We start from the raw sequence: 26,366 nt of genomic DNA on the forward strand, positions 1-26,366 counted from the left end.
GCCATGAGCCCGCCGTCGTCCCGTACCGCACGAGCGGTACGGGACGACGGCGGGCTCGCACCATCCGCCGGCGGGCCTGTACGGTCCGCCGGCGGACACGTCTAGCCGACCGCCGGTACGGGCCGGCCGACGGGCGCGCTCCGGGCGGGCGCGGCGGCGGACCGGGCGGGCGCGGCGGCGGACCGGGCGGGCGCGGCGGGCCTGCCGACCGCCGGGCCGGGGCCGTTCAGCCAGCCCCATTGCGACCAGCTGGCGAACCCGGTCTGCCACCGGTGGTAGACACCGGCACTGCTGGTGCCGAACACCTCGATGCGGCCGTCGGCGTTGTTGCTCGCGCCGATCGCAGTGCCTCCGGTGCCGAAGTTCTCCCACGGCGAGAAGGGCGCGTTGGGGGCGGTCTGCCAGGAGTGGCTGGCCGCGTCGGTGTTGATCGCGAACACCTCCACCCGGCCGTCGACCGACCGCGAGGTGGCCAGCTCGGCGTTGGGCAGCCCCCCGGTGCCCGTGCCCGTCCATTCCGACCATGTGGTGGGGCTGGTCTGCCAGCGGTGGAACACCCCGCCGGCGTTGGAGGCGAACACCTCCAGCCTGCCGTCCTGGTTGTGGCTCGCGGTCACGGCGTGCCCGCCCTCGCCGAAGTGCTCCCAGGCGGACCAGTCGCCGTTGACGCCCATCTGGTACAGGTGCCCGAAGGTCGAGTCCGACAGCGCGAACACCTCGAGCCGTCCGTCGGGCGCGTTCTCCATGGCGAGCCGCGCGTTCGCCGGGCCACCACCGGTCCCTGTCCAGCCGGACCAGCCGCCGCTCGGCGCGGTCTGCCAGCGGTGGAACACGCCTTCGGCGTTGGAGGCGAACACCTCGATACGGCCGTCGGCGTTGTTGCCCGCCGCCAGCCGGTACCCGCCGGTGCCGAAGGTCGCCCAGCCGGACCACCCCGCACTGGGCCCGGTCTGCCACATGTGGTCGAGCGTGCTGCCCGACAGCGCGAACAGCTCCAGTCGGCCGTCGGCGTTGGCGGCCACCGCCAGCTGGGCGTCGCCCGGGCCGCCTGCGAACCGCCATGGCGCCCAACCGCCGTTCACCTCGTTCTGCCACGAGTGGTAGACGCCGTCGGCGCCCGCCGCGAAGGCCTCCAGGCGTCCGTCGGCGGACCGGCCCGACACCACCCGCCCGGAGCCGTACGGGTGCCGGGGACCCGTGCTCATCCCGGACCAGAGCGCGTTGGCGATGATCACGGCGTCGCCCGCCTCCAGGCCGTACTTGTACCGCAGGTCCTCGCGCGGCCGCTGCACCTGCCAGCACACGTCCCCGATCGCCACGTCGTTCCACGAGCCGCCGGGGAACATGTCCTCCATCGCGTCGAGGAACGCGTTGGTGGCGTAGACCGGGTCCAGCCGCTGCGCCTTGCTGCCCCACCAGTCCTGCTGCTGGAACAGCCCGATGCTCGTGTAGTCGACGGCCTGGGAGTAGTTGTTGATGTCGGTCTCCACGATGACCGTGGCGATCGCGATGGCCGCGGCCCTCGGGTTGAGTCCCCGGTCCTTGACCGCCTTGGTGACCATCCGCGCACAGGACATCCTGTAGGGCGTCAGTAGGCCCGCCATCCGCGCCCCCAGCTGGGGGTTGAGCTGGCCGGCCATGATGCCGTCGGCGGCCGAAGGGCCGGCCGGGTCGCAGGGCTCGGTCGGTAGGGGCAGGGCGTCCGGTCCCCTGAAGTACCGGGAGACGCCGTAGTGGTCGTCGCGCGGGGCCGGTCCGGGGTCGGGCAGGGCCACGGCGACCGAGGCCGTCAACCCGACGACCAGTGCCCAGACGCCGACCAGCAAGGCCAGTCTGCCGAGCACGCGTGTGAAGCCGGTTCCTCTCATCGTGTGCCTTCCGTCATGCATTCAGGTGGTCGGCGGCCGACAGTAGGAGGCACCGATGAAATGCCGATGGAATCGATTCCCGAGCGCGTTTCATCGGGATGTCATCGGCCGCTGCCAATCTCGTTGCACGCAGGCCGAACACACGGGAGGATCGACATGCGAGCGAAGAGGATCAAGGCCGCGCTGGCCGGAATTCTGCTGACGGCCGGGATTTCGGTGACGCAGGGCGCCACGGCGCAGGCGGCGGCGACGGCTCCGTGCGAGGGCACGTACACGATCGTCGTCGGCGGTACGGGAAGCTCGTGGAACAACGACGGCTTCTCCGGCAACATCCAGCAGCACGTGGGATATCCGACCCAGATTCCCAACGGCGCGAGCGCCCGGGCCGGTGTCAACGAGCTGAACCGACTGGTACGTGACCAGCGGGCCGCGTGCCCGTGGCAGCACGTGAAGATGGGCGGATACTCGCTGGGCGCTGCGGTCGTCCACATCTGGGTCACCGAGAACTGGCAGACGTTCGGCAATGTCAACGCCATTCTCATCGCCGACCCGAAGCGGCAGGGAAATCCCGGCGCCAACGGCGGATCCGTCCCCTTCGGCGGAATCGTCGGCGCCCCGCTGGCCGGTGCCGACCGGTTCTTCGGTAATGTGCCGGTCAAGACCATCTGCCACTGGGACTACGTGTGCGACGAGTCCGCCGGAATCTGGACCTACCCCGGCAACCACGTGAGGAACTACCCCAACGACTTCAACATGGACTTCCACAACGACGTCGCCAACGAGCAGTGGTACAACGGCGCCTGGTATCCCGCGTCCTGGTGATCACGCGAAAGCGGTGCGACCGGCCGAGGGAGTGAGGCCGAGGCCGATCTCGTCACCGCGCAGGATCATCTCGTGCGTCCGCCGCAGGGTCCGGCCGGGGGAGACGCCCAGTTCGTCGGCGAGGCCGCGGCGGGCCCGGTCGAACACGGTGAGGGCGTCGGCCTGGCGGCCGTCGCGGTACAGCGCCCGCATCAGCAGCGCGGCCACCGGCTCGTCCAGGGGGTGCGCGGCGGACAGGGCGAACAGCTCGGAGATGGCCTCGGCATCCTGGCCGAGCCGCAGCTGGCACTCCACCTTGCGCTGGACGACGGCGATCCTGCGCCGGGTGAGCCGCAGCCGCTCCAGCTCGGCGAGCGGCCCGGGCAGACCGGCCAGCGGTTCCCCGCGGAACAGGTCGAGGGCCTGGGCGCACAGGCGGACCGCCTCGGCCGGTTCACCCGCGCGCTCGGCCGTGCCGATGCCGACGAGGAGCTCCTCCATCCGCGTCACGTCCACGTCGACCGCGCCCGGGACGAGCCGGTATCCGTGCCGGGCGTGCTCGATGACCGAGCCGGGACTGTCACCGATGCGCAGGGTCTTGCGCAGGCGGTAGACGTACACCGGCACCACGTTCGCCACCGGCGGCTCCGTGCCCCAGACGTCGTCGAGCAGTTCCTGCCGGCTCAGGGACCGCCCCGCGCACAGCGCCAGGGTCGCGAGCACCGCCTGCTGGCGCGGATGCCCCAGGTTCAGCGGCCGCCCGTCGTGCCACGCCCGCACCGGTCCGAGCAGGGAGATCCGCACCGCAGGACCGGTCGCCCGGCCGGCCGGCCGGGGCGCCGAGCTCACCGGCTGGGTACGGGTGCCACGGCCGGGGACGACCAGGCCGCAGTCGAAGGCGTGGACGATGGCCGCTGCCCGGTCGCGGAGCCGGAGGGTGACGAGTATCCGCGCGATGAATTCGGCCACGGCGTCCTCGGGGATCGCGAGGGCGTCGGCTATCTCGTCGTCCCGCAGGCCGCAGCCGACCGCGGAGAGCACTTGACGCTCCCACTGCCCGAGGGCGGTGGCGGCGGGACGGCGGGCGGTGGTGGTAGTCGTCGGCATCGTTGCTCCCCGGGCTCCGGACTGGTCGGGTCTGGTGGGCGCCGTCGACACGGTAGGACGGGGAGCGCCGGGCGGGGCATCCGGAACGATCCGGAGTGACACGCGCGATCTACGGCGTCACTCCATTCCGCCGTCCCGCTCGCCGTCGCCGCTGTCGGGGCCGTAGTCGTCCAGTTCGCCCCGCAGCGAGGACGGGCCGGCCGAGGGGTCCTCCCCGAGAAGGGTGAGGAAGCTGCTGAGGGGGCTCATATGCCTGATGACAATGTGCAGATGACGGTAGACGGCGAGTTGTTGAAGGCGCCGCGAGTATCGCGGGCTCCGCCGCTCGGCGCTGGGCGGCCTGGTCGGCCGGAGTGAGGACTGGGTCAAGAACGTCGAGCGCGGGGAGCGCACCGTCCGGTCGCTCGCGATGATCGTGCAGCTCGCCCGGGTGCTGGGTTGCCAGGACGTCAACGAGTTGCCTCAGGCGGATGTCTCCGTGCCGGTGTACGACGGCGGCAAGGTCACCCATCCTGGCGTGGGCGCGCTGCGTCGGCGATCCACGCGCCGCTGTTCGCCGCGGCCGGCACGCCGGAAGACGTCGGGCATCTGGCCGGGCGGGTCCGGCAGGCGTGGGACGTCTGGCATCGCGCCCGCGACCAGCGCACGGCGGTCGCCTCGGTGCTGCCCCGCCTGATCGAGGCCGGGCACGCCACGGTGCGGGCCACGGAGGGCGCCGAGAAGCGCCGGGCCTCGGTGGTCCTCTCCGAGACCTACGCCCTCGCCCAGCAGTACGTGGCCCCCATCGTCGAGCCCGAGCTGTACTGGGTCATCGTCGACCGCGCCCGGATGGCCGCCGAGCAGGCCGACGACCCGATCGCGCTCGCCTCAGCGGCCTGGATCATCGGCAACGGGCTGCGGGTCAGCGGCTACACCGAGGAGGCGCTGCGGATGGTGGCGGATGCCGCCGACATCCTGCGCCCGCAGCTGGAGGGCGGCAGCGACCGGCTGCGCGGCACGTTCGGCAGCCTGTGCCTGCACACCGCGGTGACGGCCGCCCAGGACGGAGGCGACGGCGACGCATGGCGCTGGCACGGTGAGGCCGACCGCACCGCCACGAAGCTCGGCAGGGCTGGCACCGGTGGCACGGAGCATCGCTCCGGCGCCTACTGCAGCAGCGATGGCCATGCGCCGGGCGAGGCCGGGGGCAATCCCGAGCGCGGCACCCGACGTCGCAAGATAGGCACCGTGGGCCCGGCAGAACACCGGTCCCCACGCCTCATGGCTTGCCCGAGCACTACCCCCACCGCGAGACAGAGCGCTGAGCGCCGCGAGCTCGCCACGCCGACTTCACCAAGGAGGTGACGCCGTGAGGTCAACGGAGAGGTGCCGCCGGTTGCGTGCCGACTCGCCGCCGCTACGGGCGATTCGCCAGAGGCCCATTCCCTGCCGATCAAGATCCGGGCCATACGTGGACCAGCCACCCACGGCATGGCCGAATCCTGGCCGTTTCCGTTGGTCAGAGGGCACGCGAGGCGTGTATCACCAGCACACGAAGAATCTCCTCGCCTCGTACTCGCCCAAGCGGCTCGGCTTCTTCTGAGCGCCCCCGACAGCCGCTGCCTCGGATGTCGCAGAGCTCCGCCGCACCACGGAAGACGACTTCATTGCCTCGTCGCGGAACTGCTCGACCGCCCGAAGCCGGGAGGAGTGGCCTCAGAGGGGTACGGTTGCCGCCGCTCTACCGGTGCTTGCGGGTACCGGAAGGGATCCTCGGTCGCGGGCCTCCACGACGACAGCCACTTGAGTCAGTCGGCAGCCGCAGGGTCAGGCCCACCACCGGTCGCGGCCGACAAGGAGGCGATCAAGTACGTGCCCGTGGAAGTCGCCATCCTGAAGTGCGCCCCCGCGCGTTTGAGAACCGCCCGCCCCACGGGCAGGCGCCTCCCCGGGTTCCGCACCCAGCCGGCCGCCGTCCGGTTCTGACACCAGGCCCGGCGGCGGCCTCCGAAGTCCGGCAGGCCGACCTCTTCGGGGCGGGGGAACGCCGGGAGCGGAGGAACTCGCCCGGCCTGATCTGTCTGTTCAGACGAGGACCGGGGGGACGACAGCAGGTGAGGCGGGGTGCGGGTCGGCGGCGGCGAGCAGTGCAGGGATCGAACCGTCGGATGCCGGGACGGCGTCCACCAGCGAGCCCCCGCTCACGCCGAACGGATCCGCCGAAGCGGTCCGCGGGGAGCCGTCGGAACTCGTCGGTCGGCGAGCAAGCCTCGCCCTACCCGCCCCGCGTGTGCGTAACCAGCCTGCACTGTGGGGCATGTGGGAGAGGGGCGGGCGGTGGAGCGAGAACGGGGAAGTGCGACATGTCGGAGGCGTGGCTGTGCCACGATGGGCAGCATGCCATGGCCGACCGAGGAGCCCCTCGACCCCGCGTCGATGCTGGCCGAGATCAAGGTCGTCCGCCGCGAGGGCGTGACGCGGCTGCGCCACCTCGACGTCCCGCTGCTGCGCCGGGCCGCGGCCTGTGTGGCGGATCCGCCCCCCGCCTCCTGGCCGATGGCCGTGGAGCGGACGCTGCGGACGGCCGTCGAACTACTAGGAGAGGGCGACCTACGACAGGCCGCCGAGTTCTCGCTCGGCCTCGCGCCGGCACTGCGGAGCCGGGCTGCCGCCGACCGCCGCCGGCTCGCGGCCGAAGTCTACGGGGTGAGCACCGAGCGGTTCCGCAAGTTCCAGGAGGGGATGGTCCTGAACCAGGTGGCCGAGCAGGTGTGCTGGGTCGCCGCGAACGGTGCCGCCGCACACCCCCGCACGCTCGCCGAGCGGGCCGCACCGCTGCCCGCCCCGGACCTCCAACACCAACGGGCCGAGCTGCGGGGGGCCGGGCGCCACGCGCGGGTGGTCCTGCACATCCACCCCGTGGAGCTGTTGCGCGGCGTGGACGTGGTGGTGGCGCCGACCAATACCCACCTGAGCCTCCCGGGCCCGTACAAGGCCTCGGTGGGAGCCGCCCTGCGCCGGGCCGCGGCGGTCCGGGACGCCTCGGGGACCGTCGTGGAGGATCCGCTCCAGGAAGGGCTGACCGCCTGGCGCCGGGAGCACCGCCTGGCGCACGGAGCGGTGGCTCCGGGTACCGTCGTCCCGACCCCCTCCGGAGCCCTGGCCGGACAGGGCGTACGCCGTGTCTACCACGCCGCGGTGGCCATTCCGCGCACCGGCTCGAACGACTACGACGTCCTGCCCCGGGACGTCGCGGCCGCCGCCTCCGGGGCGCTGTCCCTGATGGCGCGGGAAGCGCCGCTCTTCGATCCTCCGCTGCGCTCGATCTGCTTCGCCCTGCTGGGCGCCGGGCGCGGGGGGCTGCCCGTCCAGGAGAGCGTGAGCGCCCTGTGGCCGACGCTCGCCGCAGCCGTCGCCGCCGGGCGCGAGGTGCACCTGGTCATGCGGCGTCCGGCCTCCGCCGGAACACTGCTGCGGGTGCTGGACGGTCGCAGGGTGGAGGGGGCCGGCGAGCCGGCCGCGTACCGGTGCGACGAGGTGGTGGAGGGGACATGGTGAGTTCCCCCGACATGCTCGGGGTGTTCGCCGCACGGTGGGACCGACTGGCACCGCGGCTCCCCCGGCCCGTGCGGCACGAACTCACGGCGCTGCTCGGCAGGCTGCGCGCCGAGGAGGACGCCGGGGCAACGGAGCGCGCGGAGATCGTCGCGCACGTCGTACGGGCGGTGCTGGACGCCCTGCCCGAGGACGAGGCGGACCAACTGCGCCGCGACACCGACGCGGCCCGGTATGCCGGAGCGCAGGCCCAGGCCGCGGCCGGATTCGACGCCGCCGACCTGTGCATGCTCGTCATCGACGGCAATCCCATGGTGGGACCCCGGCTCCGACCGGTCCGCGAACGGCTGCTGGACATGCCGGCGCTGTCGGAGACGGAGCTCGTGCGGGCGGGCGGCGATCCGACCCACCGGGACCTGATCGCCCTGTCCGACGCACGGGGCCGGCGCCGCTACCCAGCGTTCCAGTTCGAGTCCGGCGCCGCCCCCTGGGACATCGTCGCCCGGATCAATGCCCTGCTGGGGGCGGCCGAGGACCCGTGGGGCACGGCCGACTGGTGGGCCTCGGAGCACACCTGGTGGGGAGAGCCCCCATCGGCACTGCTCGGAACCGGCCGCGACGTCGCACTGTGGGCGGCCGGCCGCGAGGCGTCCGGCGCGGGCGAGGGGGACTGACGTGCCGAACCAACCGCCGCCCGCGGCCCTGCCCGGCGTTCCGCGACCGGTGGTCCTCCCGGCCGGGACCCCGCTGTACCGGGTGCACTCCTCGCGCCGTCCCGGTACGGCCTTCAACCCCGTACCGGCAGACGAACTCTACGGCGGCGGCCGGTTCGACGGCACCGCCCGCGCCCCCTTCGGGTTCCTCTACGCGGGCTTCGGCGTGGGCGCCGCGGTGAGCGAAGTGCTGCTGCGGTCGGTGCCCTTCCGCCCCGACGGCGGGCTCCGCCTCCTCCCGCGGGCCGCAGTGGCCCGGCGGAGCCTGTCCTTTCTGCAGCTGTCCGAGGACATCGACGTGCTGTCGCTCATGTCGGGCGCCGACCTCGCCGCCGTCGGCCAGGACTCCTGGCTCATTCACGCCGAGCCCCCCGAGTACCCGCAGACCCGCGACTGGGCGCGGTGGATCAGAGAGCACACGGAACCCTGGGCGGCGGGCTTTGTGTGGCCGTCGAAGCGGGAACCGGCCGACCGGGCGACCGTGCTGTTCGAGGACCGCTGCCCAACGAAGCTGCTGGAGGCGGACACGGCCCCGCGCATCGACTTCGGGACACCGGAGGGTGAGCACTGGCTGAACCAGGTCCTCTCCGGCTACGGAGCCAGGGTCGCTCCCGCCGTGTCCGTGTCGCAGTTGGCATGGTGACCTGCCTGGGCGTCCCCGCACCGACCCGCGTGGGCCTACCTGTTCCGGGTCCACACGCGGGCCTTCCCAGGCGTCCTCACCAACGGGCCGGGCCCGGTACCTCGGTGCGCAGGGCCAACGTGGACGTTCCCCACCGGCCGGTCGCGGAGGACCCGCCCAGGTCACGGTCGGCGGCGGATCCCCCGACGCGCAGGAGCGGTGCGGACGCCCCGCGTGTCGAGCGCCCCGCATTCTCGGTGGACCAGGGCGGGAGCAGGAGGGGTTCGAGGTCGAACTCGTTCTCGGAAACGATGACCTTCAGCCAGTCCTGGACGTACGCGCCGGGCTGCACCAAGCGGTCCTCGGGCAGGTAGAGCAGGACGGGGGCGCCCCTGAGGGCGTACGCCGTGTGGCCGGGCGCCACGAAGTCGCCTTCGTAGAGCCCGTGTGAGATGCCGTGGCTGTCCGTCAGGTCCAGCAGGGTGCACCAGAGCCTGCGGTCCGCAGTGTTGTGGATCGTGATGCGGGCCTGCGGCGGCTGCCCGTCGGGGGTGTACTCGTGCACCAGCTCGCCCGTGGCCGAGAGGCGCTGGGCACCGAGGATCGGCTCCACGCGGACCCGGACGAGCTCGGACAGCGTCGGATCGGGGTTCGCGAGGGCGCGTACCCGGTGCCAGTGCGCCAGGTGCGACAGGGCATTGACGACGCCCGCCACGTCGCCGTCGTCGCGCAGCGGCAGCGACGGCAGGGGGCGGCTGCCGCCGGTGACGCGCGCGACCCCGTCCGTGACGGCGACGGTCAGCGGCGTCCCGTCGCCGCCGGTCGCCAGCAGGGGGTGGTCATCGATCGCGGACCTGAGCGGATCCGTCCACGCACCGCCACCGGTCACCGTGACGGCCGCGGGCCGGAAGGCCATGGCGGACGGTACCGCGGGGGTGAGGCGGGTACGGTCCAGCGCCCCGGCAAGACCGTCCAGCGGTTCCACCCGGGACCGTTCGGGGAACACCTCGCGCACCGCCACGGTCCCGGTTCCGCCCGACGGAGTCCGTACGGTGAACTCGCCCCCCACCGCGTCCAGTCCGTGCACGGAACCGCAGTTGACCGACCAGGACCCGTGCGCGAAGCCGAGCCGAAAACGGGACGCGGGCACCCGCCCGCCGTGCAGGAACCCGAGGTCCCCCCGGCCGTGGAGGGTGGGGTGCTGCCGTCCGGGCCTGCCGTGCATCCGCGCCGTGGCCACGTCGAGGATCTCGCGGCACGATGCGTCGGGGCCCAGGTCGGCGAGGACCTCCAACAGCGCTGCGCTGAACACCCCGTGGCTGCTCCCCGGATCGACGGGTGAGGGCGAGACCTCCGTCGCCGGATGCGGGTCGGCGTCCGGGACACGGGTCTCGTAGGCGAGTTCGTCGAGACGGCTCGCCGCCAGCAGGACGTGCCGGGGTGCGCCGGCGGCCGGTCCCGAGAGCGATCTCCCAGCGCCGCGCCGCGTGAGCCGGTCCCACGACGGCTGCCAGGGCAGGCTGCGGGCCCTACGGTCCTCACGGGTCGCCCCGCCCGAGTAGCAGCAGTCGAGGACGGCCACGACGTGCGCGCCGGTCGCCGCGATCCCGTCCAGCAGCGCGCCCAGTTCGTCGTCGGCCAGGGGCAGGCCGCCTTCGTCCAGGCTGTCGTGGCACACCAGCGCCTGCGCCCGGCCGGTGGCCTCGCGCGGATCCTCGGTCGCACGGTCGGAGCCGTGCCCGCTGAACCAGAGCAGGGCCGTGTCCCCGGGGCCGACCGCGCCGAGGTGCGTGGTGATCGCCTCGACGACGGCCGACCGGTGGGCCCCGGCGTCGGTGAGCACGCGGATGTTCACCAGGGGGTCCGCCAGCGAGCGGAGCCATCGCTCGGCGGACGCGACGTCGTTGCGGCAGCCCGTCAAGGGGTGGGTGGGGTAGGCGTCGATGCCCACGAGGAGGCAGTTGACCGTTGGCATGCGGAAAGCCTGGCAGAGGGGGTGGGTCGCCCGTAGGGCGAATCCGGGTTGTCTTCGGGGCGCAGACGGTGAAACAGGCCTCCAAAAGGCTCGGGTTGGGGTTCACTTGAGGTCGGCACCCGCCCGGCGCGCGGGCTCGGGGCCGGGCCGTAACAGCGTTCGGACGGGCACATCACCGTCAACCCGGGCTGCCTGCACACGCCTTCGCGCCCGTCCGTGGCGCACTGAATCCGCATGCTCCGTTCCTTCTCGTACCCGCATCCGCATACGCGCCGCTCGTACGGCCCGTACCACCCGCGCCACCGCCCGGGTGCCTCCGCCTGATCCGTTCCGTAGCACCGCGCCGCCCTCTCGGGGGTCTCCGGCGCAAGGGGGACAGCATGACCGACACCACTCCGAACGCGACGCCGCCGGGCAACCCCGGCGGTCCGTACGGGCACGGTTCCATACCGGGACAGCCGCAGCCCTGGGGCGCCGGGCAACCGCCAGCTCCTGGTTGGGGACAACCGGCCCCGCACCCCGTCCAAGGGTGGGGTTACCCGACCCCTCACCCCGGGCAGGGCTGGGGACACGGGCAGCAGACCCCCGAGGGCTGGGGGGCCGCCGCCCCGCAGGAGACGCCCCAGGGCTTCCGCGAGTGGCGGTCTGTGGGAGAAATCGCGCAGTCCGTACCCGGCTGCCTCAACGCCGCCGTCCTGCTGGTGCCGGGAACGATCCCGCTCCTCATCATGTACTCGCTGGTCCGATCGGCACGCAATCGCGCGCATCGCGTCTTCCGCCTGGAACACGATCCGATCCTCGACCCTCCCCTGTCGCGGATGAAAAAGGTCCGCGCGGTGCTCGCCGTGCTGGCGTCGTCCGTCTTCCTCATCGCCTACGGGGCGCAGAACGACATCGAGAACGCCCTGACGGACGGCGCCGTACGCATGATGGTCGCGCCATGGCTGCTGGTGCTGACCGCCCCACTGCTCGTCTACCTGCTCATGAGATGGGCCTCCGTGAGCGAGCACGCCCGGATGAGGGGCACGCTGCGCGTGCCGCTCATCACCGTGGCCAAGTACGTGGGCGCGCTGTCGTCCGTGCCGTTGCTGCTGCTGGCGACCATCGGGGTACTGGGCTCCCTGGAGGATCACCCGTACATCGCTTTCGCGGTCGCCATCGTGATCGTGGCCCTGCTGGTGTGGGCTGCGGCGTTCACCTTGTTCTCGTCCAGCCTCGTGGTGCGCGCCGGGTTCGGGACCGGCCAGATCCACAAGGCGCTGCCCGGCCTGCTGACCGCCCTCCTCGTGTGGGAGTTCGTGCCCGTCGGCCTCCTGACGTCGGGCCTCCCGCCCGGGCCCGTACCGCTCGCGCTGCTGTTCGTGCTCGGCGGCCCGGTCACGGTCACCGCCGTGACGTGGTGGGAGGTCCACCGGCTGACGACCCGGTTCGGCGTGGTCCTGCGGCCCTGAACGGGGCACCCGACAGCGGCAGCCGCCCACCCGCCGCCGACATCCGCCCGCCATCCGCACCAGGACGAAGCACCCGAGGGAAATCCACGATGACCGGCTCCCGCCACCCCTGCTTCGATCCCGCCCACCCGCTGCCGCCCCCGTGGGAAAGCCAGTGGTTCGACGCCTCCCGCTGGGACCGCGACCTGCTGCTGGGCGAGGCGCAGGAGGCGGCTCCCGGGTCCCCGGAGGCTGCCGGTACCTGGCTGCGGCTCGGCCTGCTCTGTGCCGAGCGGGTGGCGGACGGCGGCGACCCCGAACAGGGCCCGTACGACCGTGCACTGGCTCGGGCCGCACTGGAGCGGGGCCTGGCGGCGGACGGCGGGCCCGTTGAACTGCGCGCCCACGGGTACCTGCACCTGGCCCAGTTGCTCCTCACGGAGGACGACGGGCACCCGACGCCGGCCACGGTGGATCGCGCCGAGACGCTGGTCGCCGCCGTCGTGAACCTCCCACGGGACACCGTCGACGCCGACGCGGCCCGGTGGGCACGCCTGCACCTGCCCGAGATCGCCGCCCTGCGCTGGTCGCTCACCGGCGCGCCGTCCGACCACGCGCGGGCCGTGGCGGGCTACACGGCGCTCCTCGACGGCAAAAGCCCCGAGGCCGGCGAAGGCCACGAACCCGCCCTGGCGCCGGCGGACCGCGCGGCGCTGCAGGAAGCCCTGGCCCGGCTGCTGTCCGAACGGGCGGCGCACATCGGTGACGCGCCCGGCCTCGCCGAGGGGGCCCGCCACTTCGCCGAAGCCCGGGCAGCGAGGGTCCGGGGCGCGCAGGCCGACGCCGACGACGTGTCGCCCATCGGGGACGGCCGGGGTGTCGCCCTCTTCAACCAGGGGGTACTGGCCTCGGACGCCGGGCTGTTCCGGGAGGCGGACGCCGCCTTCACCGCGTCGGGCGAGGAGGCGAGGGCCCGGCAGGCCGCCTCCGCGGCGCAGTCCGCGTCGGAGGGAGAGGCCTTCTGGGCCGACCGCGCGCAGCGGGCCGAGACGCTGGCCGTCTGCGCAGCGGTACAGGCCTGGCAGGTGGACGGAGCCGCCGCCGCACCGGGCGCACTGGTCGACCGTGTCCGCAGCGTCACCGGTTCCGCCGCGCACACCGGCGCGGCCGTCCCGAACGTGCTCGTTGCGCTGGCCTGCTTCCTCGTCGACCTCCCCGCGGCCGACACCGACCCGACGGAGCAGGCACACGCCCTGGAGCTGCTGGAGGAGGCCGCCGCCCGGTGGCTGCCGGAACACGGCCCCCCGCACGTCCCGTTCCTGAAGCTGGCGGCCTACCGCCTGGACCTGTCCAGTGACCGGCCGGCGGAGCTGCTGGCCTCCGCCCGGGCCGCCGCAGCCGTCCTCGACCGGACGGCGGAGCCGAATCCCCTCCTGTCGGCGCTCCTGATACGAGCCGTCGTCCGCGCCCAGTTGCTCGCCGGCGGGGGGAACACCGCCGACCCCGACGCGGCCCGCTACCGCGCCGAGACGGCCGCGGCGGCCGGCGCCGGTACGCCGACGGATGCCGAGCACTGGACCCGAACCGTCGACCAACTCGTCGGGCCCACCGAAGACGTCGAGGAACTGCTGCGGCGCTGGCAGCAGGGGACCGACCGCGACACGGACCACGTCGCCCACGCCATGGTCCTGCTGCGGCACACCCCCCTGCTCGACCCCGACCGGACGCGGCTCACCCCCGACCGTCTCCAGGCCCTGCTGGAGACGGTCGCGCCCGTGGAAGGGGCGCTCGGCCGGAACGCGAGCATGGCCGTCAGCGTGGCGCAGGGCCACTACGGGGCGCTGCGCGCCGGCCCGCTGCTGGGCCGCGCAGTCGAGGCCGCCGGGGTGGCGGCGACCGCGACCGGCGCCCCGGGCGAGCACGGCCCGGCCACCGGGCACCCGGACGTGATGGTCGGCATGGAGTCCGTCCTCAGAATCCTCAACGGCGTGGTGAACGGCGGCCACGACGACGTCACCGCGGGCGTGCGGGCCATGCGGGACCTCATCCGGCGCATGGAGGGGATGACCGAGGCCGAGCGCGCGGGCCTGCCGGACCTCGCCGGCCTCCAGGCCGTCTTCCCCGTCCTCTCAACGCTCCTGGAACCGGGATCCGCCGGCCCACGGGACCGGGCCCTCGCCGCCCTGAGCCCCGAGGTCCTCGGCATGGACCCCGGCCATCCGGCGTGGGAGGCCCTGCGGACCGAGCTGGCCCGGACCGCCACCCCACCGGCGAGCGGCGACATCGCCGCGCTCGACCTCGTCCGTTCCACGGCGGGCATGCCGTCGACACAACGCGCCGGGATGCTGGCCGCGATCGGCACTGCGCGCGCGGCGCGCGCCTACGGCAGCAGGGACCGCTCCGCCCTGCGGGACGCCGCCGCCGTGCTGAGGGCGGCCCGGGACGCAGCCGTACGCGGTGACGACGTGTGGCTCGGGTCCGGCATGCTCATCGGCCTCCTGGGCTGCGGTGAAGCGGTCCTGGGCCGCCCCTGGTCGCGGCGCCGGCGGCTCGACGAAGCCATCGAGGTCCTGGACCAGACGTACCGGGAGACCGGGGGCCCCGAGCATCCCTTCCGGGCCCACAGCGGATTCCTGTTCGCCAAGTCCCTGCGCCTGCGGGACGACGGGGCCGCGGGCGACCGGCAGAGGTCCCGGCGCATCGCCGCGGACGCGCTGCGGGCCACCGCGTACGGCGTGCTCCTCCAGGCCGGTACGGCCGACGCCGCGACGGCCGCCGCCGGGGCGAGCGCCACCGCGCTGAGCGTGGCCCACTGGTGCCTGGCGGACGGTGAACCGGCCGAGGCCGCCTGGACGCTCGACGCCTGCCGCGGCCTCGTCCTGCACGCGGCGACGACGGCCCGGACCGTCGAACGACGCCTGAGCGACGCCGGGCACGGCGCGCTGGCGGACCGATGGGCAAGGGTGCTCGCTTCCGGTGCCGCTCCGGCGAGCGCCCTGCGCCGCGAGGTCCTGGATGTGCTGCTGGCCTTGGACGGCGATGCTGCCGCCCGCCTGCTCTCCCCACCGGGCGTACCGCGGATCGCCGCCGCTTTGCGGACGCTCGGGCGCGACGCCCTGGTCTACCTGCTCCCCGCCGGCCCGCCAGGCTCTGTCGGTGAGGGCGCCGGCGCCGCGCTCGTGGTGGCGGCCGACGGACGGACCGGCGTCGTACCACTGCCGCTGCTGCGTGAGGACGCCGAGCCGATACGCCAGTACCTCGTCCGGCCGGAGGGCGGGCCGGTCCGGCAGGCCCGGATGACGGCCACCCCGCCGGAACGGACCGGACCGCGGAGGGACGCCGGTGTCGCCCCGGCCGACGGGTTCGATCCGGCCGCCGTGTTCGATCCGGTCGCCGCATTCGACGCCCTCACCACCGTCACCACCACGGAGCGGGGCGGCCGGCCCGCGCGGCGGGACATGGGCAGCGGGCCCGGCACCCATGTCCCGCCCCGTGCAAGGTCGCTGTCCCAGCGGCTCGACCGGCTGTGCGCCTGGGCCTGGCAGGCGGTGGCGGAACCCTTGGCGTGCGGATTGGATCGGGACGTACCGGTCGCACCGGCCGGCCGGGCGCCCCGGCTGGTCCTCGTCCCCATGGGAGAGCTGTCGGCCGTGCCCTGGCACGCCGCCTGGAGCACCCGGTCCGGCGGAGGGCGCCGGTACGCGCTGGACACGGCGGAGTTCACCTACACCGCCTCCGCCCGACTGCTGTGCGAGGTGGCCGAGCGCCCGGCACGGCCCCGCACCGACGCGGCCCTCATCGTCGGCGATCCGACCGGAGACCTGCCCTTCGCCGGTCGGGAGGCGGCGGCCGTGCGCGAGGCCTACTACCCGCAGGCCGTCTACCTCGGGCGCGCCGGGGCCGGCGGCCTCACCACACCCGGCGGGACGGGCCGTCCGCAGGAGGTGCTCGCGTGGCTGCGGTCCGGCGCCGGCCGGGGCGGCACGCTCCACCTGGCCTGCCACGCCACGGTGGTGGAGAACGTGCGGCACAGCGCGGCACTGCTGCTGCACGGAGGAAACCTGGCGGCGGAGGAGCTGACGGAGACCATCGACGGCGACGCGGACGGCGGGCACCCGGACCTGGTGGTGCTGGCGGCCTGCCGCAGCCACGTCTCCGGGCGCGGGACCAACGAGGCCTACACCCTCGCCACGGCCTTCCTCACGGCCGGGGCGCGGTCGGTGGTCGGCTCGCTGTGGCCGGTGCCCGACGAGGCCACGTCGCTGCTGATGTTCATGACCCACCACTACCTGCGGGCCGAGGGCCGTGGGCCGGCCGAGGCCCTGCGGCTGGCGCAGCGGTGGATGGCGGACCCGGGCCGGTCGCTGCCGCCACACGCTCCCGACGGGCTGGCGCGCCTGCTGCCGCGCATCGTGCCCGACGACCTGAGCGCCTGGGCGGGCTTCATCGCCACGGGGCGCTGACCGAACGCACGGGGCGGGACGCGGAGCCGGGACCGCCCCACAGGAACACGACGAGAGGCCACCGATGGACATCAGACTCGCCAAGGGCGCCAACGCCCCGCTGCCGGCACCCTCGTGCCGGGTGCAGCTCGTGTCGCCCGGCGCGGAGATCGATGTGTGCGCCGTGCTGCTCGGAGCCGACGGCAGGGTCCGCGGGGATCACGATCTGGTCTTCTTCAACCATCCGGTGGAGAGCGGGGTGGAGCTGACGGACGCGACGATCACGGTGAACCTGGCCGCGGTCCCCGCGTCGGTCGAGTGCGTCGCGATCGTCGCCGCGCTCGACACCGGCGCGAGCGGCCCCGTCTCCTTCGACGCCGGAAGCACCCCGCGGGCCGCGGTCGAGTGCGGTGGGACGCGGATCGTCTTCGAACCGCCGCCGCTGGTGGGCGGGGAGACGGCGGCCCTGGTGGTCGAGCTGTATCGGCGGGCGGGTGCGTGGAAGGTGCGGGCCGTGGGACAGGGCTGGGCCACCGGCCTCGCCGGACTCGCGACGGACTTCGGCGTGGTTGTGGACGACCCCGGCCCGACCCCGACCGTCACGCCCGCCCCCGTCCAGGCCCCCGTCCGGGTCCCCGTCCCGGCCCCGCCGTCGGCACCGCCGGCCCCCGCCGCGCGGCGCATTGTCCTCACCAAGTCCGGTACGGACGTGCTCTCGCTGCGCAAGGACGACCCCCGGGTCGTCGTGACCGCGACGCTCGAATGGGACGGCGGGAGCACGCGGCGACGCCAGGCCGGCGCGGACCTCGACCTGTACGCGCTGTCCGTCCCGAGGCACCTGGTGACCGTACGGGGGCAGCGGCCGAAGGCCACCGATCTGACCATCTACTACCGGCGCCTCGGCTCGCTCACCGGCCCGCCCTTCATCGCCCTGGACGGCGACGCCCGGGAGCCCGGACGCGAGACCGTCTCGATCGCCCGCCCCGACCTCCAGGGCTACGTCCTGCTGTGCGCCTACAGCGCGGTCGAGAACGGTGTCGGATCGTTCCGGTCCTACGGAGCACGGGTGGTCGTCACCGACAACTGCGGCTCCACCGTGACGGTGCCCCTGTTCAGCACCCGGGCCCAGGCCTACTGGGTGGCCATCGCCATGGTCGACTTCACGGCCGAGGAGGGCGTCCGGATCGGGCACGTGGAGCAGTACAGCGGACGCAACGTCGAGGCGCGCCCGACGCTGTACTCCAACGGCAAGTTCCGCATGGGCACCGGTCCCGTCGAGTTCAAGACCGTCCCGGCCGGCGGCTGACCACGGCCGCGGCCGGCTCGATACGGCAGAGGGGGAAGCTCGCGCGGCCGTCGTGGCGGGCCGGGCGCCGGGACGGGAGCGCGATCCGGTCGTGATACCCGTGGCCGCTCCCCGTCAGTGGCACCGCACGGGCGGGCTTGGGGAGCGGGGAGCCTTCACAGCGGATCCAGAGCTGCCACACACACCATTCCCATCCCGGGTTCGTAGCTTCGCCCCATGGCACGCCACAGGCACCGCTCCCCGTCCCGGATACCCCGCTACCTCGCGATCGGCACGCTGGCCGCGCTCACTGGCGCGATCGGTGTCGCCCAGACGGGCCCGTGGCCCCGGACGGGCGCGAACCCGGTGCGGACCGCCGCCTCGGTGACCGCGCTGCCGAGTCCGCAGACGACGGCTCCCTCACGGGAGGACATCGACACCGAGATCGCGGATGGGCTGGCGACCGAGGTCGAGGCGGCGGTACGGGAAGCCACGGCGGGGACCGAGGGGAACGCGGCGGTGGCCGTGCTCGACGTGACTACCGGGGTCAGTGTGTCGGTCGGCAGCGTCGATGCCGAGGAGCACACGTTCGACACCGCCAGCATCGTCAAGGTCGACATCCTCGCCGCGCTGCTGCTCCGGGCCGGTGACGCCGGGCGGTCCCTGACCGCTCAGGAGCGCCAGTGGGCGACGGTCATGATCGAGAACAGCGACAATGCCGCGGCGAACGCCCTGTGGGACGCCATCGGTGGTGCGCAGGGGCTCGCGGAGGCCAACACCCGGCTGGGTCTCGTCGAGACGGTTCCTGGCGAGGGCGCGTACTGGGGCCTCACCCGGACCACTCCGGACGACCAACTACGTCTGCTCCAGGCGGTGTTCGGTCATGACTCGGTCCTGTCCGCGGAGGCCCGGAACTACCTCGGAGGCCTCATGGGCTCCGTCGCGGCCGATCAGGCCTGGGGCGTGTCGGCGGCCGCCGACGCCCCCGGAGCAGCGCAGCTCAAGAACGGCTGGCTCGCGCGCAGCGGGACGGGACTCTGGGTGACCAACAGCATCGGACGGGTGGAGACGGCCGGGCACACGCTGCTGCTGGCCGTGTTGTGCGACGGGCAGCGGTCACAGGAGACCGGCATGGCCCTGGTCGAGGACCTCGCCGTGGCGGCGAGCGGCCCGCTCACCGACGAGTGACCGGAAGCGACCGCAGCACCGGCGTTCCGGCTGGCGTGCGAAGGGCTGCCGTCGCCCACCGGCAGGTTGGCCGGTACGCACCCCTTCGGCCGCGCGTTCCGCCGGACTTGCGGCGGGGCGCCGCATGCAGGGCGGGACGTACGTGCGCGGCCCGTCTTGGGCGGTCGGCCTCGGCCTCCGCGGTGGCGGGCGGGCCGGTCGGCTCGACGGGGCCGTCACGCGCCGGGTTCGGCGAACCGCCGGACGAAGGCGAGTGCGGTGTCGGCGACCTGGCGCCAGCCGTGGTCGATGGTGAGGGAGTGCCCGCGGCCGTTGATCTCGGTGATCTCGGTGATCTCGGTGACGGCGTGCTCGTCGTGGGCCTGCTTCTTGTACGAGGCGTTGGCGATGGCCCAGGGGACGGTGTGGTCTCTCTCGCCGGAGATGATCAGAAGGGGGCCGCTGTCGGCGGCCGTGGTGTCCACGGCCGCTTCGGTCCACGGGTTGAGGTTGGCCGCGGCGGCCTGGAAGAGGGGTTCGCCGGGGGCGGGGACGGCGAAGCTGTCGTACAGCTCGCGGGCCTCCTCCTCGCAGGGCGAACACGGCGTTGAGCACGCCCAGCGCGAGTGGCGCCGCCACCGCTGCCGGCCCCCGCAGCACGGCGGCGGGTCACTCGCACAGCATCCGGCCGGCCGACCGAGGTGACCGCGGTCTCGGTGGCGCCCCGGTCCGGCGCGTGCTCCGCTCGCGTGCGTGCGGTCCCTCGGGCTCTTGCACGCCTCGGGCACCGGGTTCGCCAGGGTGGCTTCCTCTCGTCGTGGATGCATCCATCCTCGGCGCCCGGGCCGGCCCGACCGACGACGAGATCTGCACAGCTCGTTGAGCCCAGCGTTAACGGTCTGTGCGCGTTCGTCCGGCCGGCCGGGACGCGGAGGAGGTCCCCCGGCCCGCCCGGCATCGGCCGGGGCCGCCCCGCGAGCGGCAGAACCCGCACGGTGACGTGGTGCGGCCGCCCTTCGTTGAACCTCGCGTGATCACGCCAACCACCGAGCAGATCGGCCTGTCCGTTCCCGTACCCGCTCTTCGGTCAGCAGCTCCCCCGCCGCATCCGGATCCCCGTGACGACGGGAGCCGTCGCGCTCCCGTGCGCGGCGCCCGCCGCCGTGCCACGGGGCCGCGGACGCCGTGGAAGCGAAGAACGAGGAAGGAACGACCTGTGCGCAAGCTCGTCGACGAGGAGGTCCCGATGGACATCGTGCCGACCGAGGGTCCCCCGCACCGGATCCCGGTGCGCATGAAGTACGACACCTGCGACCCCCTCGCGGTGCGCCTCGACATCCCGTTGCCCGACGGCTCCACGAACAGCTGGCGCTTCGCCCGAGCGCTCCTCCTGGACGGCCTCGGACACCCCTGCGGAGAAGGCGACGTGACGGTCTCTCCGATGGAACAACCCTACGGCGAGCGGGTGTTGATCCGCCTTCGAGCCAACCGGCAGGAAGCGCTGCTCGCCGTCGTCGACCGTCCGCTCAAGGCCTTCCTCGACCGCACCCACACCCTCGTGCCGTTCGGTCGGGAGCAGCACCACCCCTGCTACTGGTGGCATCTGGATACGGAGCTGGACAGCATCTCCCGCTTCTCCCGGTGACCGTTGAGCGTGCTCGACTGACCGTGCTCGACCATGCGGCCGGCAGGCCCTCCTGCCCGTACGCACACTCCGGAGCCGCTTCGCCGGCCTGACACTCCTCGGCCCGGCCCGACCATCCGGAGCCCCCACCGCCGACCCCACGCCGTCACTCCCCCAGACCCCGGGACTGACCGCGTTCCGGCGGATCCGTCTGAGGGCGCGCCGTCCGAGCCGTCCCGGCAGAGCCCTGCACTGAGCCTCGGCCAACGTGAAGTCGCAGTTGAAAAGGCTGGTGTGAGCGGATCTCGGGCTGCCACCGTTGGTCCTGGGTTCACGTCTGGTGCGCAGATCGTCTGACGGTGCGGTCGGCTTGCCGGTTTCTGCGCCTTGCGTGCGAACGGCCTTCTACGATCCTGTGCACGCTGGATGCCGAATTGCGGAGATGCATCACCGCGCGGCGCACGGGACTGAACGAGATCGAGGAACAGCGCACCAAGCAGCTAGCGGAAGTTCGGGCCTGGCGGGACGAGCTCGCCGTGGCCGGAAGTGGGCTACTCGTACCGGCTGAAGAACAAGCGCACGGGGGTCGCTACCTGGCCAGCGCCGACTTCAGCGCGAGCAGCTACGCCACGATCTACCCGTCGGTCGCGAGTGGCCAGGGGCGACTGGCCCAGACCTGGAAGGTGCTGAGCCTGGACAACGGCGAATACGTCGTCGAGCAGAAGGTCGGCGGAACGATCCTGACTGCGGACAACTACTCCAGCGGCACGGTACGGGGCAACCTCGACAGCCCGCAGTACGGGACCACCAACGTCAACATCCGCAACAGCCAGATCTGGATCCTACGGCCGGAGGGCACTGGCTACACCCTCCGCAACGAGGACGACGGCCTGTTCGGCCCCACCGGCCTGGGAGCCGGCCCGGTACCCGCCCCGTCCGCGTACACCCGGCCCAACCCCCACACGACGCCCGAGGTCCTGATCGGCACCACAATCCTGCCCTGCCCACTGGTCACCGACCCCGCTCTGGGGCAGGCTCGCAAGGCCCAGGAGAGCCCGTACTACCTCCTCAAGCGGTACGGCTTCTACAAGGTCGTCTCCTCCTACGACCACAGCGGGCAGATCCCGAAGACGGAGTCCCAGGGCACCACAGTGGGCATGTCCGCCACCAACGCCCGCGAGGTGGAATCCACCACCGGCATCTCGGTCACCGCCGAGACCACGAACTCCAGCAGCACCACGGTCACGGTGGAGCGCTCCTACCCCGCCAACAGTGAGAGGCTGGCCCCGAGCATCTGGTTCCGCTCAGACCGCTGCGTCCTGGAACGCACCGACGGCAGCAAGGTCATGGAGTGGCAGACCAGCACCGACCAGGACACCGTTGACAGCGTTTACCCTCCCGCCACTGGCTGACAGCCGGATCGGCGGTCCGGGCCATCGACTCTCGGCGGTTCGGGCTGCGCCGTCCGGAGGACGGCGCAGCCCGAAGAAGTCGCGGTTCCCGTCACCACACCGACCCTCGTCGGCGTGGTGACGGCGAAGAGAAGCGCTGCAGCCCAGTGTCCCGGTCGCCCCGCGTCCGTGCCGAATGAGGGCTCCCCCTGCGACGACAGCGGGTCGGGGACCGTACGGGTGAATCGGGGTGAATCGGTTTGGGCGGTGAGGGAGGCGGCTGCCAGGATCGCAAACATGATCTTCAAGCGATCCCTCGCCGCCCGGCCGACTGCACACCGTCCCCTGGGACGCGCCGCGTTCGTGGTCTCCGTCGCCGCGGCCCTGTTCTCAACGCTGGCGGTCCAGCCGGCGTCGGCGACCGACGGCGCCACCAGCGTGTGGGGCCCCACCGGCGCGCAGGACAGCTCCACGTTCAAGGTCTCCACCAGCTCGGTGCTGTGCCCGGAGGGGATGTCCGTGCAGTCCGCCGGCTACATGACCGGAGGCTTCCAGGGCTCAGCGACCGAGTCGTACCAGTTCATCCTGGCCAGCTTCCCCATCGTCCAGGACGGCCGTGTCGGGTGGCAGGTGTCCGCCGCTTACTCCACGGTGACCGCGAACATCGTCTGCGTCCCCGAGGCGAAGCCGGGCGAGCAGACCATCGTCGTGGGCCCCACGGCCAAGTGGACGGGCAGCAACCGTCCGATGTCGGTCGCCTACTGCCCGGCCGGCAGCACCGTGGCCACCGGCGGCTACCGCCTCGACAACCTCACCACCAACGGCAGCCGCATCACCGCCCACGTCCTGGCGAACGGCCCGACCCAGAGCGCCAGCGGCTGGTACACGGAGACCTACGGCTCGGACGCCACCACCGCTGCCCTCTGCACCAAGAACTGACCGCCACCCCGGCCGACACGCGACCTGGCCGGCCCGTGCACCGCACGGCACCGGTCCATCACGCGCCACACCCAGAACACGGCTCTGCCCCAGCGCAAGCCGGGGCAGACCGCCAAGCGGAGGCGTGGAGGCTCAACGCCCCCACCAGAGGTCAACGAGCACACAACCCGACTCGCTCCCCGTGAAGACCATCGGTCGGTTCAGTCCTTCGGCCGCAGTCGGAGGAACACGGCGGCGGCGCACAGCGCCTCCCCGACCCCGACCACCTCCCCCGGAGACTCCACCTCCCGGCCGACCACGGCCCCGCCGCATCCTCGACGCCACCACACCCCGGCGCGCCCCTCACTCCCGCCACGCACGCCCTCAGCGTCCACTTGGCCTCCTGCGGCTCACGACCGCTGCCCTCGGACGGGTGGTCTTCTCCACGGGCTCCGGCTACACCCCGTACGCGCTCCTCGAAGACCGGTCACACCAGCTCTTCGACCTGCGACTCCCATGTGCGGTTCCGGTCAGCCGGAGTCCTGCGTCATGGCGTGGGGCCGCGCAGCCTCACGGCCGCGGTCACCGGACTTCCCGCCGCACCCGGACCCGCGGGGCACGCGGATCCGGCGCTCCGGGCCCGGGACCGGCCGACCGGTCGCCCCCGTGCTCCACCGGAGTCCGGTGCGGCCCGCGGCGCCTCCTGATCAGCCTTCTCCCGATCCGTGCCCTGGACGGTGAGGCGGCACACCTCCTCGTCCACGGACAGCGACATCCAGAAGGTGGGAGCGGAGCCTTTTCCCCACAGGTCCCGGGCTGCCGCGTGCACGACGCTGACGAGCGCCTCAGTGTCGCCGGTTGCGAGCCCCATCGAGGTGCAGGCGGAACGGGCGAGCCTGACGGCCAGCACGACGCCGAGCCGATCGCGAGGCAGTTCTAGTTTCCAGGAGAATTCCATGCGACTCCCGCCCCTGCCTGGGTGCCGAGCAAGCCGTCCGTCCGGCTCTCCCACGTTCCTCGTACCGAAGGAGGGCTGACAGGGCCGGACGGCTCTGCGGGAGAGCCGTCCGGCCCCGTTTCCACTGCGGTACCGCGCGGCCGGATCGCGCCGCACCCGGCCGTTCGAGCCGTTCGAGCCGTTCGAGCCCGCCGGACGGGACCAACGGTCCCCTCGCTCGGGACGCCCGGCCCCTCCATCCTCCCCGCGCCCCGGGACCACGGTGGTCGCGGAGGTTGCACATCCATGAATCCACGCATCAGTCACCTGGCGGCGGGCACCGGCCCCACGTCCATCCCCACCGACCGGGACCGGGGTCGCGATTCGGACAGCCATGATCCACACGATCCGCACGCCGAGGGCGGCACCACCATGAAGGCACGCGCCGAGGAGCTCCACCGTGCGCTCACCGAACGCGCCGCTCCCGGCCTGCCGAACCTCGCCATCGTCTGTGAGCTTGCGGTCGAGGCCTGCGGGGTGGAGTCCGCGGCGATCCTCATCGGCCGCGGTCAACAACGGGGCTCCCTGCACAGCACCGACGGCGTCGCCGGCGCCATGGAGGACCTGCAGATCACACTGGGTGAAGGGCCCAGCGTCGACGCCTGGGACAGCCGGGAACCCGTGACCGCGGGCGACCTGGCGGAGCCCCGCTTCCTGGAGAGATGGCCCGGCTTCACACCGCAGGCCCACGGGGACGGCGTCTGCGGGGCCTTCGCCTTCCCCCTCCAGGTCGGGGCCATCCGCCTGGGAACGCTCTCGCTCTACCGTCGTGAGCCGGGGCACCTGATGCCCTTGCAGGTCCGTGACGCCCTGCTGCTCTGCACCGTGGCGCTCAACCAGTTGCTCTCGCTGTCCGAGGACAGCGCCTCGTCGGAGCCCGGAACCCTCGGTCTCGGAGCGGAGAGCCTTCAGGTCTACCAGGCAACCGGTATGGCCGCCTCTCAGATGCAGGTCGGCATCGAGGAGGCGTTCGCCCGGATGCGGGCCCATGCCTTCAGCGCCGGGATGTCCCTGTCGGAGGCCGCTCGACAGATGACCGCCGGCCAACTCGTCTTCGAACCGGTGAGCGACGGCAACAGTCCGCGATGCGGGCCGGCCGAAGAGCCCGGTGACGAGGTGAACGGTCAGGGAGGAACACAGTGATGGACAGGGAAGAGGCCCTGGCCTCCGCATTCGTGGAGCTGGCAGACACCCTGGTCGAGGACTTCGACATCATCGACTTCCTCAACAGACTCGCCGAGCACTGCGTGTCGCTCCTGGACGTGGAAGGCGCCGGCATCCTGCTGACCAATCCGCAGGGGGAGCTGCACCTGATCGCCGCGTCCAGCGAGAAGACGCGCCTGCTGGAACTCCTTCAGTTGCAGGGGCACCAGGGCCCCTGCGTCGCCTGCTACACGGAGGGACGCAGAGTCGACTACACGGATCCGGACCCAGCTCAGGAGGTGGCCAGCCTGCCCTGGCCACGATTCGCCAAAGCGGCACGACAGGAAGGTTTCCGCGGCGTGTGTGCCCTACCCATGCGGCACAAGGGCACCGTCATCGGCGCGCTCAACCTGTTCCTGCACGAACCCGGTCCGCTCGACGACCGGCGTGCCGCGCTCGGCCAGGCCCTCTCGGACATCGCCACGATAGGCATCCTCCAGGAACGGGCCACGAGACGCCAGGAGATCCTGGCGGACCAGCTGCAGTACGCCCTCAACAGTCGAGTGGTGATCGAACAGGCCAAGGGATTCCTCGCCCATCGGCTCGACACCAGCCTGGACGAAGCCTTCACGGCGCTCCGTGGACTGGCACGCGGGAGCAACCGCAAGCTGGTGGACATCGCCATGGAGGTGATCACGGACCCCAACAGCGTGGTCCCCGATCTCCAGCCGTGAAGCCCTCGGCCGGACGACCGGCGCACCGCATAAGTCCTATCGTCATGCTTATTTCGCGTCATCGGCGTGGCGCCGTGACACGGCACTAACATGCGCTTCAGGCCCCCCTCGGAAAGACGGGGGCCTGAACCAGGTGCCGCCCCAGACCCCGGCGGACTGAGGACACTCCACGCCCGGAGTTGTGGTGCACCTTTTCACGCTCAATCTCGCCCATCCCCACCACTATGTCGTCTCCTGCCATGGCGATGCAGACATCGTGAGCGCTCCCCTCATACGACGTGCCCTCGGCAACGCCCTCCGGCACGCCGGAAACCGTGACGTCGTGGCCGACCTCTGCGAGATCGACTTCATGGACAGCTCCGGTGCGGCCCCCCTGGTCGAGGCGGACCGGCTGCTCCACGCCAGGGGCCGCCGTCTGTGGATCGGCTGCTCGGGCGCACACGGAGCCCGCTTCCTGCACCTGCTGAAGCTGGACGGGTACTTCCCCAGGGTGCCCCCGTCGGTGGCGCTCCCGCTGTGCAACAGCGGCCTCGGCCACATCACCGGGATGGAGTAGCGGGCCCCGCACCGCCGTCGTCACCCTGCCGCATTCCGGCCGTGTCCCTCCTGCCGCGC

21 protein-coding genes are annotated in these 26,366 nt (G+C 72.8%); 16 read left to right on the top strand and 5 right to left on the bottom strand.

Annotated features, from left to right (window positions below; translation table 11 throughout):
* Positions 1-101 precede the first annotated feature (101 nt).
* Positions 102-1,868, bottom strand: a complete 1,767-nt coding sequence (locus R4Z63_RS03460; protein WP_384455333.1) for a PLL family lectin — start codon at positions 1,866-1,868, stop codon at positions 102-104.
* A gap of 156 nt (positions 1,869-2,024) precedes the next feature.
* Between R4Z63_RS03460 and R4Z63_RS03465 the strand changes: the two genes are divergently transcribed.
* A complete protein-coding gene (locus tag R4Z63_RS03465) occupies positions 2,025-2,690 on the top strand; it encodes a cutinase family protein (protein ID WP_073905331.1) in 666 nt (221 codons plus the stop codon).
* Here the strand turns inward: R4Z63_RS03465 and R4Z63_RS03470 are convergent, their stop codons facing one another.
* Positions 2,691-3,776, bottom strand: a complete 1,086-nt coding sequence (locus R4Z63_RS03470; RefSeq protein ID WP_384455340.1) for an AfsR/SARP family transcriptional regulator — start codon at positions 3,774-3,776, stop codon at positions 2,691-2,693.
* A gap of 117 nt (positions 3,777-3,893) precedes the next feature.
* Complete coding sequence (locus tag R4Z63_RS03475; RefSeq protein WP_384455343.1) at positions 3,894-4,025, bottom strand: hypothetical protein; 132 nt, start codon at positions 4,023-4,025, stop codon at positions 3,894-3,896.
* Positions 4,026-4,116: 91 nt separating this feature from the next.
* Here R4Z63_RS03475 and R4Z63_RS03480 point away from each other — a divergent pair, with 91 nt between their 5' ends.
* From R4Z63_RS03480 to R4Z63_RS03500, 5 genes are all read left to right on the top strand, one after another.
* Positions 4,117-4,452 carry a hypothetical protein gene (locus R4Z63_RS03480; RefSeq protein ID WP_384455382.1) on the top strand — a complete coding sequence of 112 codons (336 nt, stop codon included), beginning with the start codon at positions 4,117-4,119 and terminating at the stop codon, positions 4,450-4,452.
* Positions 4,437-5,120, top strand: coding sequence for a hypothetical protein (locus tag R4Z63_RS03485; protein ID WP_384455346.1), 684 nt, complete (start codon positions 4,437-4,439; stop codon positions 5,118-5,120). The genes R4Z63_RS03480 and R4Z63_RS03485 overlap by 16 nt, the downstream gene beginning before the upstream one ends.
* 1,032 nt (positions 5,121-6,152) lie before the next feature.
* Positions 6,153-7,313, top strand: a complete 1,161-nt coding sequence (locus tag R4Z63_RS03490) for a hypothetical protein (RefSeq protein ID WP_384455349.1) — start codon at positions 6,153-6,155, stop codon at positions 7,311-7,313.
* The gene (locus R4Z63_RS03495) at positions 7,307-7,984 is read left to right on the top strand and encodes a hypothetical protein (RefSeq protein WP_384455352.1); all 678 of its coding nucleotides are present in this window, start codon (positions 7,307-7,309) and stop codon (positions 7,982-7,984) included. Before R4Z63_RS03490 ends, R4Z63_RS03495 begins: the two co-directional genes overlap by 7 nt.
* Before the next feature lies 1 nt (position 7,985).
* Positions 7,986-8,666, top strand: a complete 681-nt coding sequence (locus tag R4Z63_RS03500; RefSeq protein ID WP_384455355.1) for an RES family NAD+ phosphorylase — start codon at positions 7,986-7,988, stop codon at positions 8,664-8,666.
* Between the two features lie 76 nt (positions 8,667-8,742).
* Here R4Z63_RS03500 and R4Z63_RS03505 read toward each other — a convergent pair whose 3' ends face one another.
* A complete protein-coding gene (locus R4Z63_RS03505; protein ID WP_384455358.1) occupies positions 8,743-10,620 on the bottom strand; it encodes a caspase family protein in 1,878 nt (625 codons plus the stop codon).
* 647 nt (positions 10,621-11,267) lie between these two features.
* Between R4Z63_RS03505 and R4Z63_RS03510 the strand changes: the two genes are divergently transcribed.
* The 4 genes from R4Z63_RS03510 to R4Z63_RS03525 all read left to right on the top strand — a co-directional run bounded on the left by R4Z63_RS03510 (position 11,268) and on the right by R4Z63_RS03525 (position 18,965).
* A complete protein-coding gene (locus R4Z63_RS03510; protein WP_384455361.1) occupies positions 11,268-12,071 on the top strand; it encodes a hypothetical protein in 804 nt (267 codons plus the stop codon).
* Positions 12,072-12,160: 89 nt separating this feature from the next.
* Entirely contained in the window at positions 12,161-16,513 is a 4,353-nt protein-coding gene (locus tag R4Z63_RS03515; protein WP_384455364.1) for a CHAT domain-containing protein, read from the top strand.
* A 64-nt stretch (positions 16,514-16,577) separates the two neighbouring features.
* Positions 16,578-17,798: a TerD family protein gene (locus R4Z63_RS03520; RefSeq protein WP_384455367.1), complete on the top strand. Its 1,221-nt coding sequence runs from the start codon at positions 16,578-16,580 to the stop codon at positions 17,796-17,798.
* Between the two features lie 216 nt (positions 17,799-18,014).
* A complete protein-coding gene (locus tag R4Z63_RS03525; protein WP_384455370.1) occupies positions 18,015-18,965 on the top strand; it encodes a serine hydrolase in 951 nt (316 codons plus the stop codon).
* Between the two features lie 215 nt (positions 18,966-19,180).
* On the opposite strand, the gene R4Z63_RS03530 is transcribed toward R4Z63_RS03525, so the two are convergent.
* Positions 19,181-19,771, bottom strand: a complete 591-nt coding sequence (locus R4Z63_RS03530; RefSeq protein WP_384455373.1) for a hypothetical protein — start codon at positions 19,769-19,771, stop codon at positions 19,181-19,183.
* Between the two features lie 389 nt (positions 19,772-20,160).
* On the opposite strand from R4Z63_RS03530, the gene R4Z63_RS03535 reads away from it, so the two are divergent.
* The 6 genes from R4Z63_RS03535 to R4Z63_RS03560 all read left to right on the top strand — a co-directional run bounded on the left by R4Z63_RS03535 (position 20,161) and on the right by R4Z63_RS03560 (position 26,307).
* Positions 20,161-20,589, top strand: a complete 429-nt coding sequence (locus R4Z63_RS03535) for an SsgA family sporulation/cell division regulator (RefSeq protein ID WP_384455376.1) — start codon at positions 20,161-20,163, stop codon at positions 20,587-20,589.
* A 413-nt stretch (positions 20,590-21,002) separates the two neighbouring features.
* Positions 21,003-21,980: a hypothetical protein gene (locus R4Z63_RS03540; RefSeq protein ID WP_384455379.1), complete on the top strand. Its 978-nt coding sequence runs from the start codon at positions 21,003-21,005 to the stop codon at positions 21,978-21,980.
* Between the two features lie 276 nt (positions 21,981-22,256).
* Positions 22,257-22,898, top strand: a complete 642-nt coding sequence (locus R4Z63_RS03545; protein ID WP_384456102.1) for a hypothetical protein — start codon at positions 22,257-22,259, stop codon at positions 22,896-22,898.
* A 1,222-nt stretch (positions 22,899-24,120) separates the two neighbouring features.
* Complete coding sequence (locus R4Z63_RS03550; RefSeq protein WP_384456099.1) at positions 24,121-25,017, top strand: GAF and ANTAR domain-containing protein; 897 nt, start codon at positions 24,121-24,123, stop codon at positions 25,015-25,017.
* Positions 25,017-25,751 (top strand): GAF and ANTAR domain-containing protein, encoded by a 735-nt coding sequence (locus tag R4Z63_RS03555; RefSeq protein WP_384456096.1) that lies wholly within the window; start codon positions 25,017-25,019, stop codon positions 25,749-25,751. The genes R4Z63_RS03550 and R4Z63_RS03555 overlap by 1 nt, the downstream gene beginning before the upstream one ends.
* Before the next feature lie 184 nt (positions 25,752-25,935).
* Positions 25,936-26,307, top strand: coding sequence for an STAS domain-containing protein (locus R4Z63_RS03560; protein WP_384584197.1), 372 nt, complete (start codon positions 25,936-25,938; stop codon positions 26,305-26,307).
* The last annotated feature ends 59 nt before the right edge of the window (positions 26,308-26,366 follow it).

It is taken from the genome of Streptomyces sp. PL-29 (genome assembly GCF_058344425.1).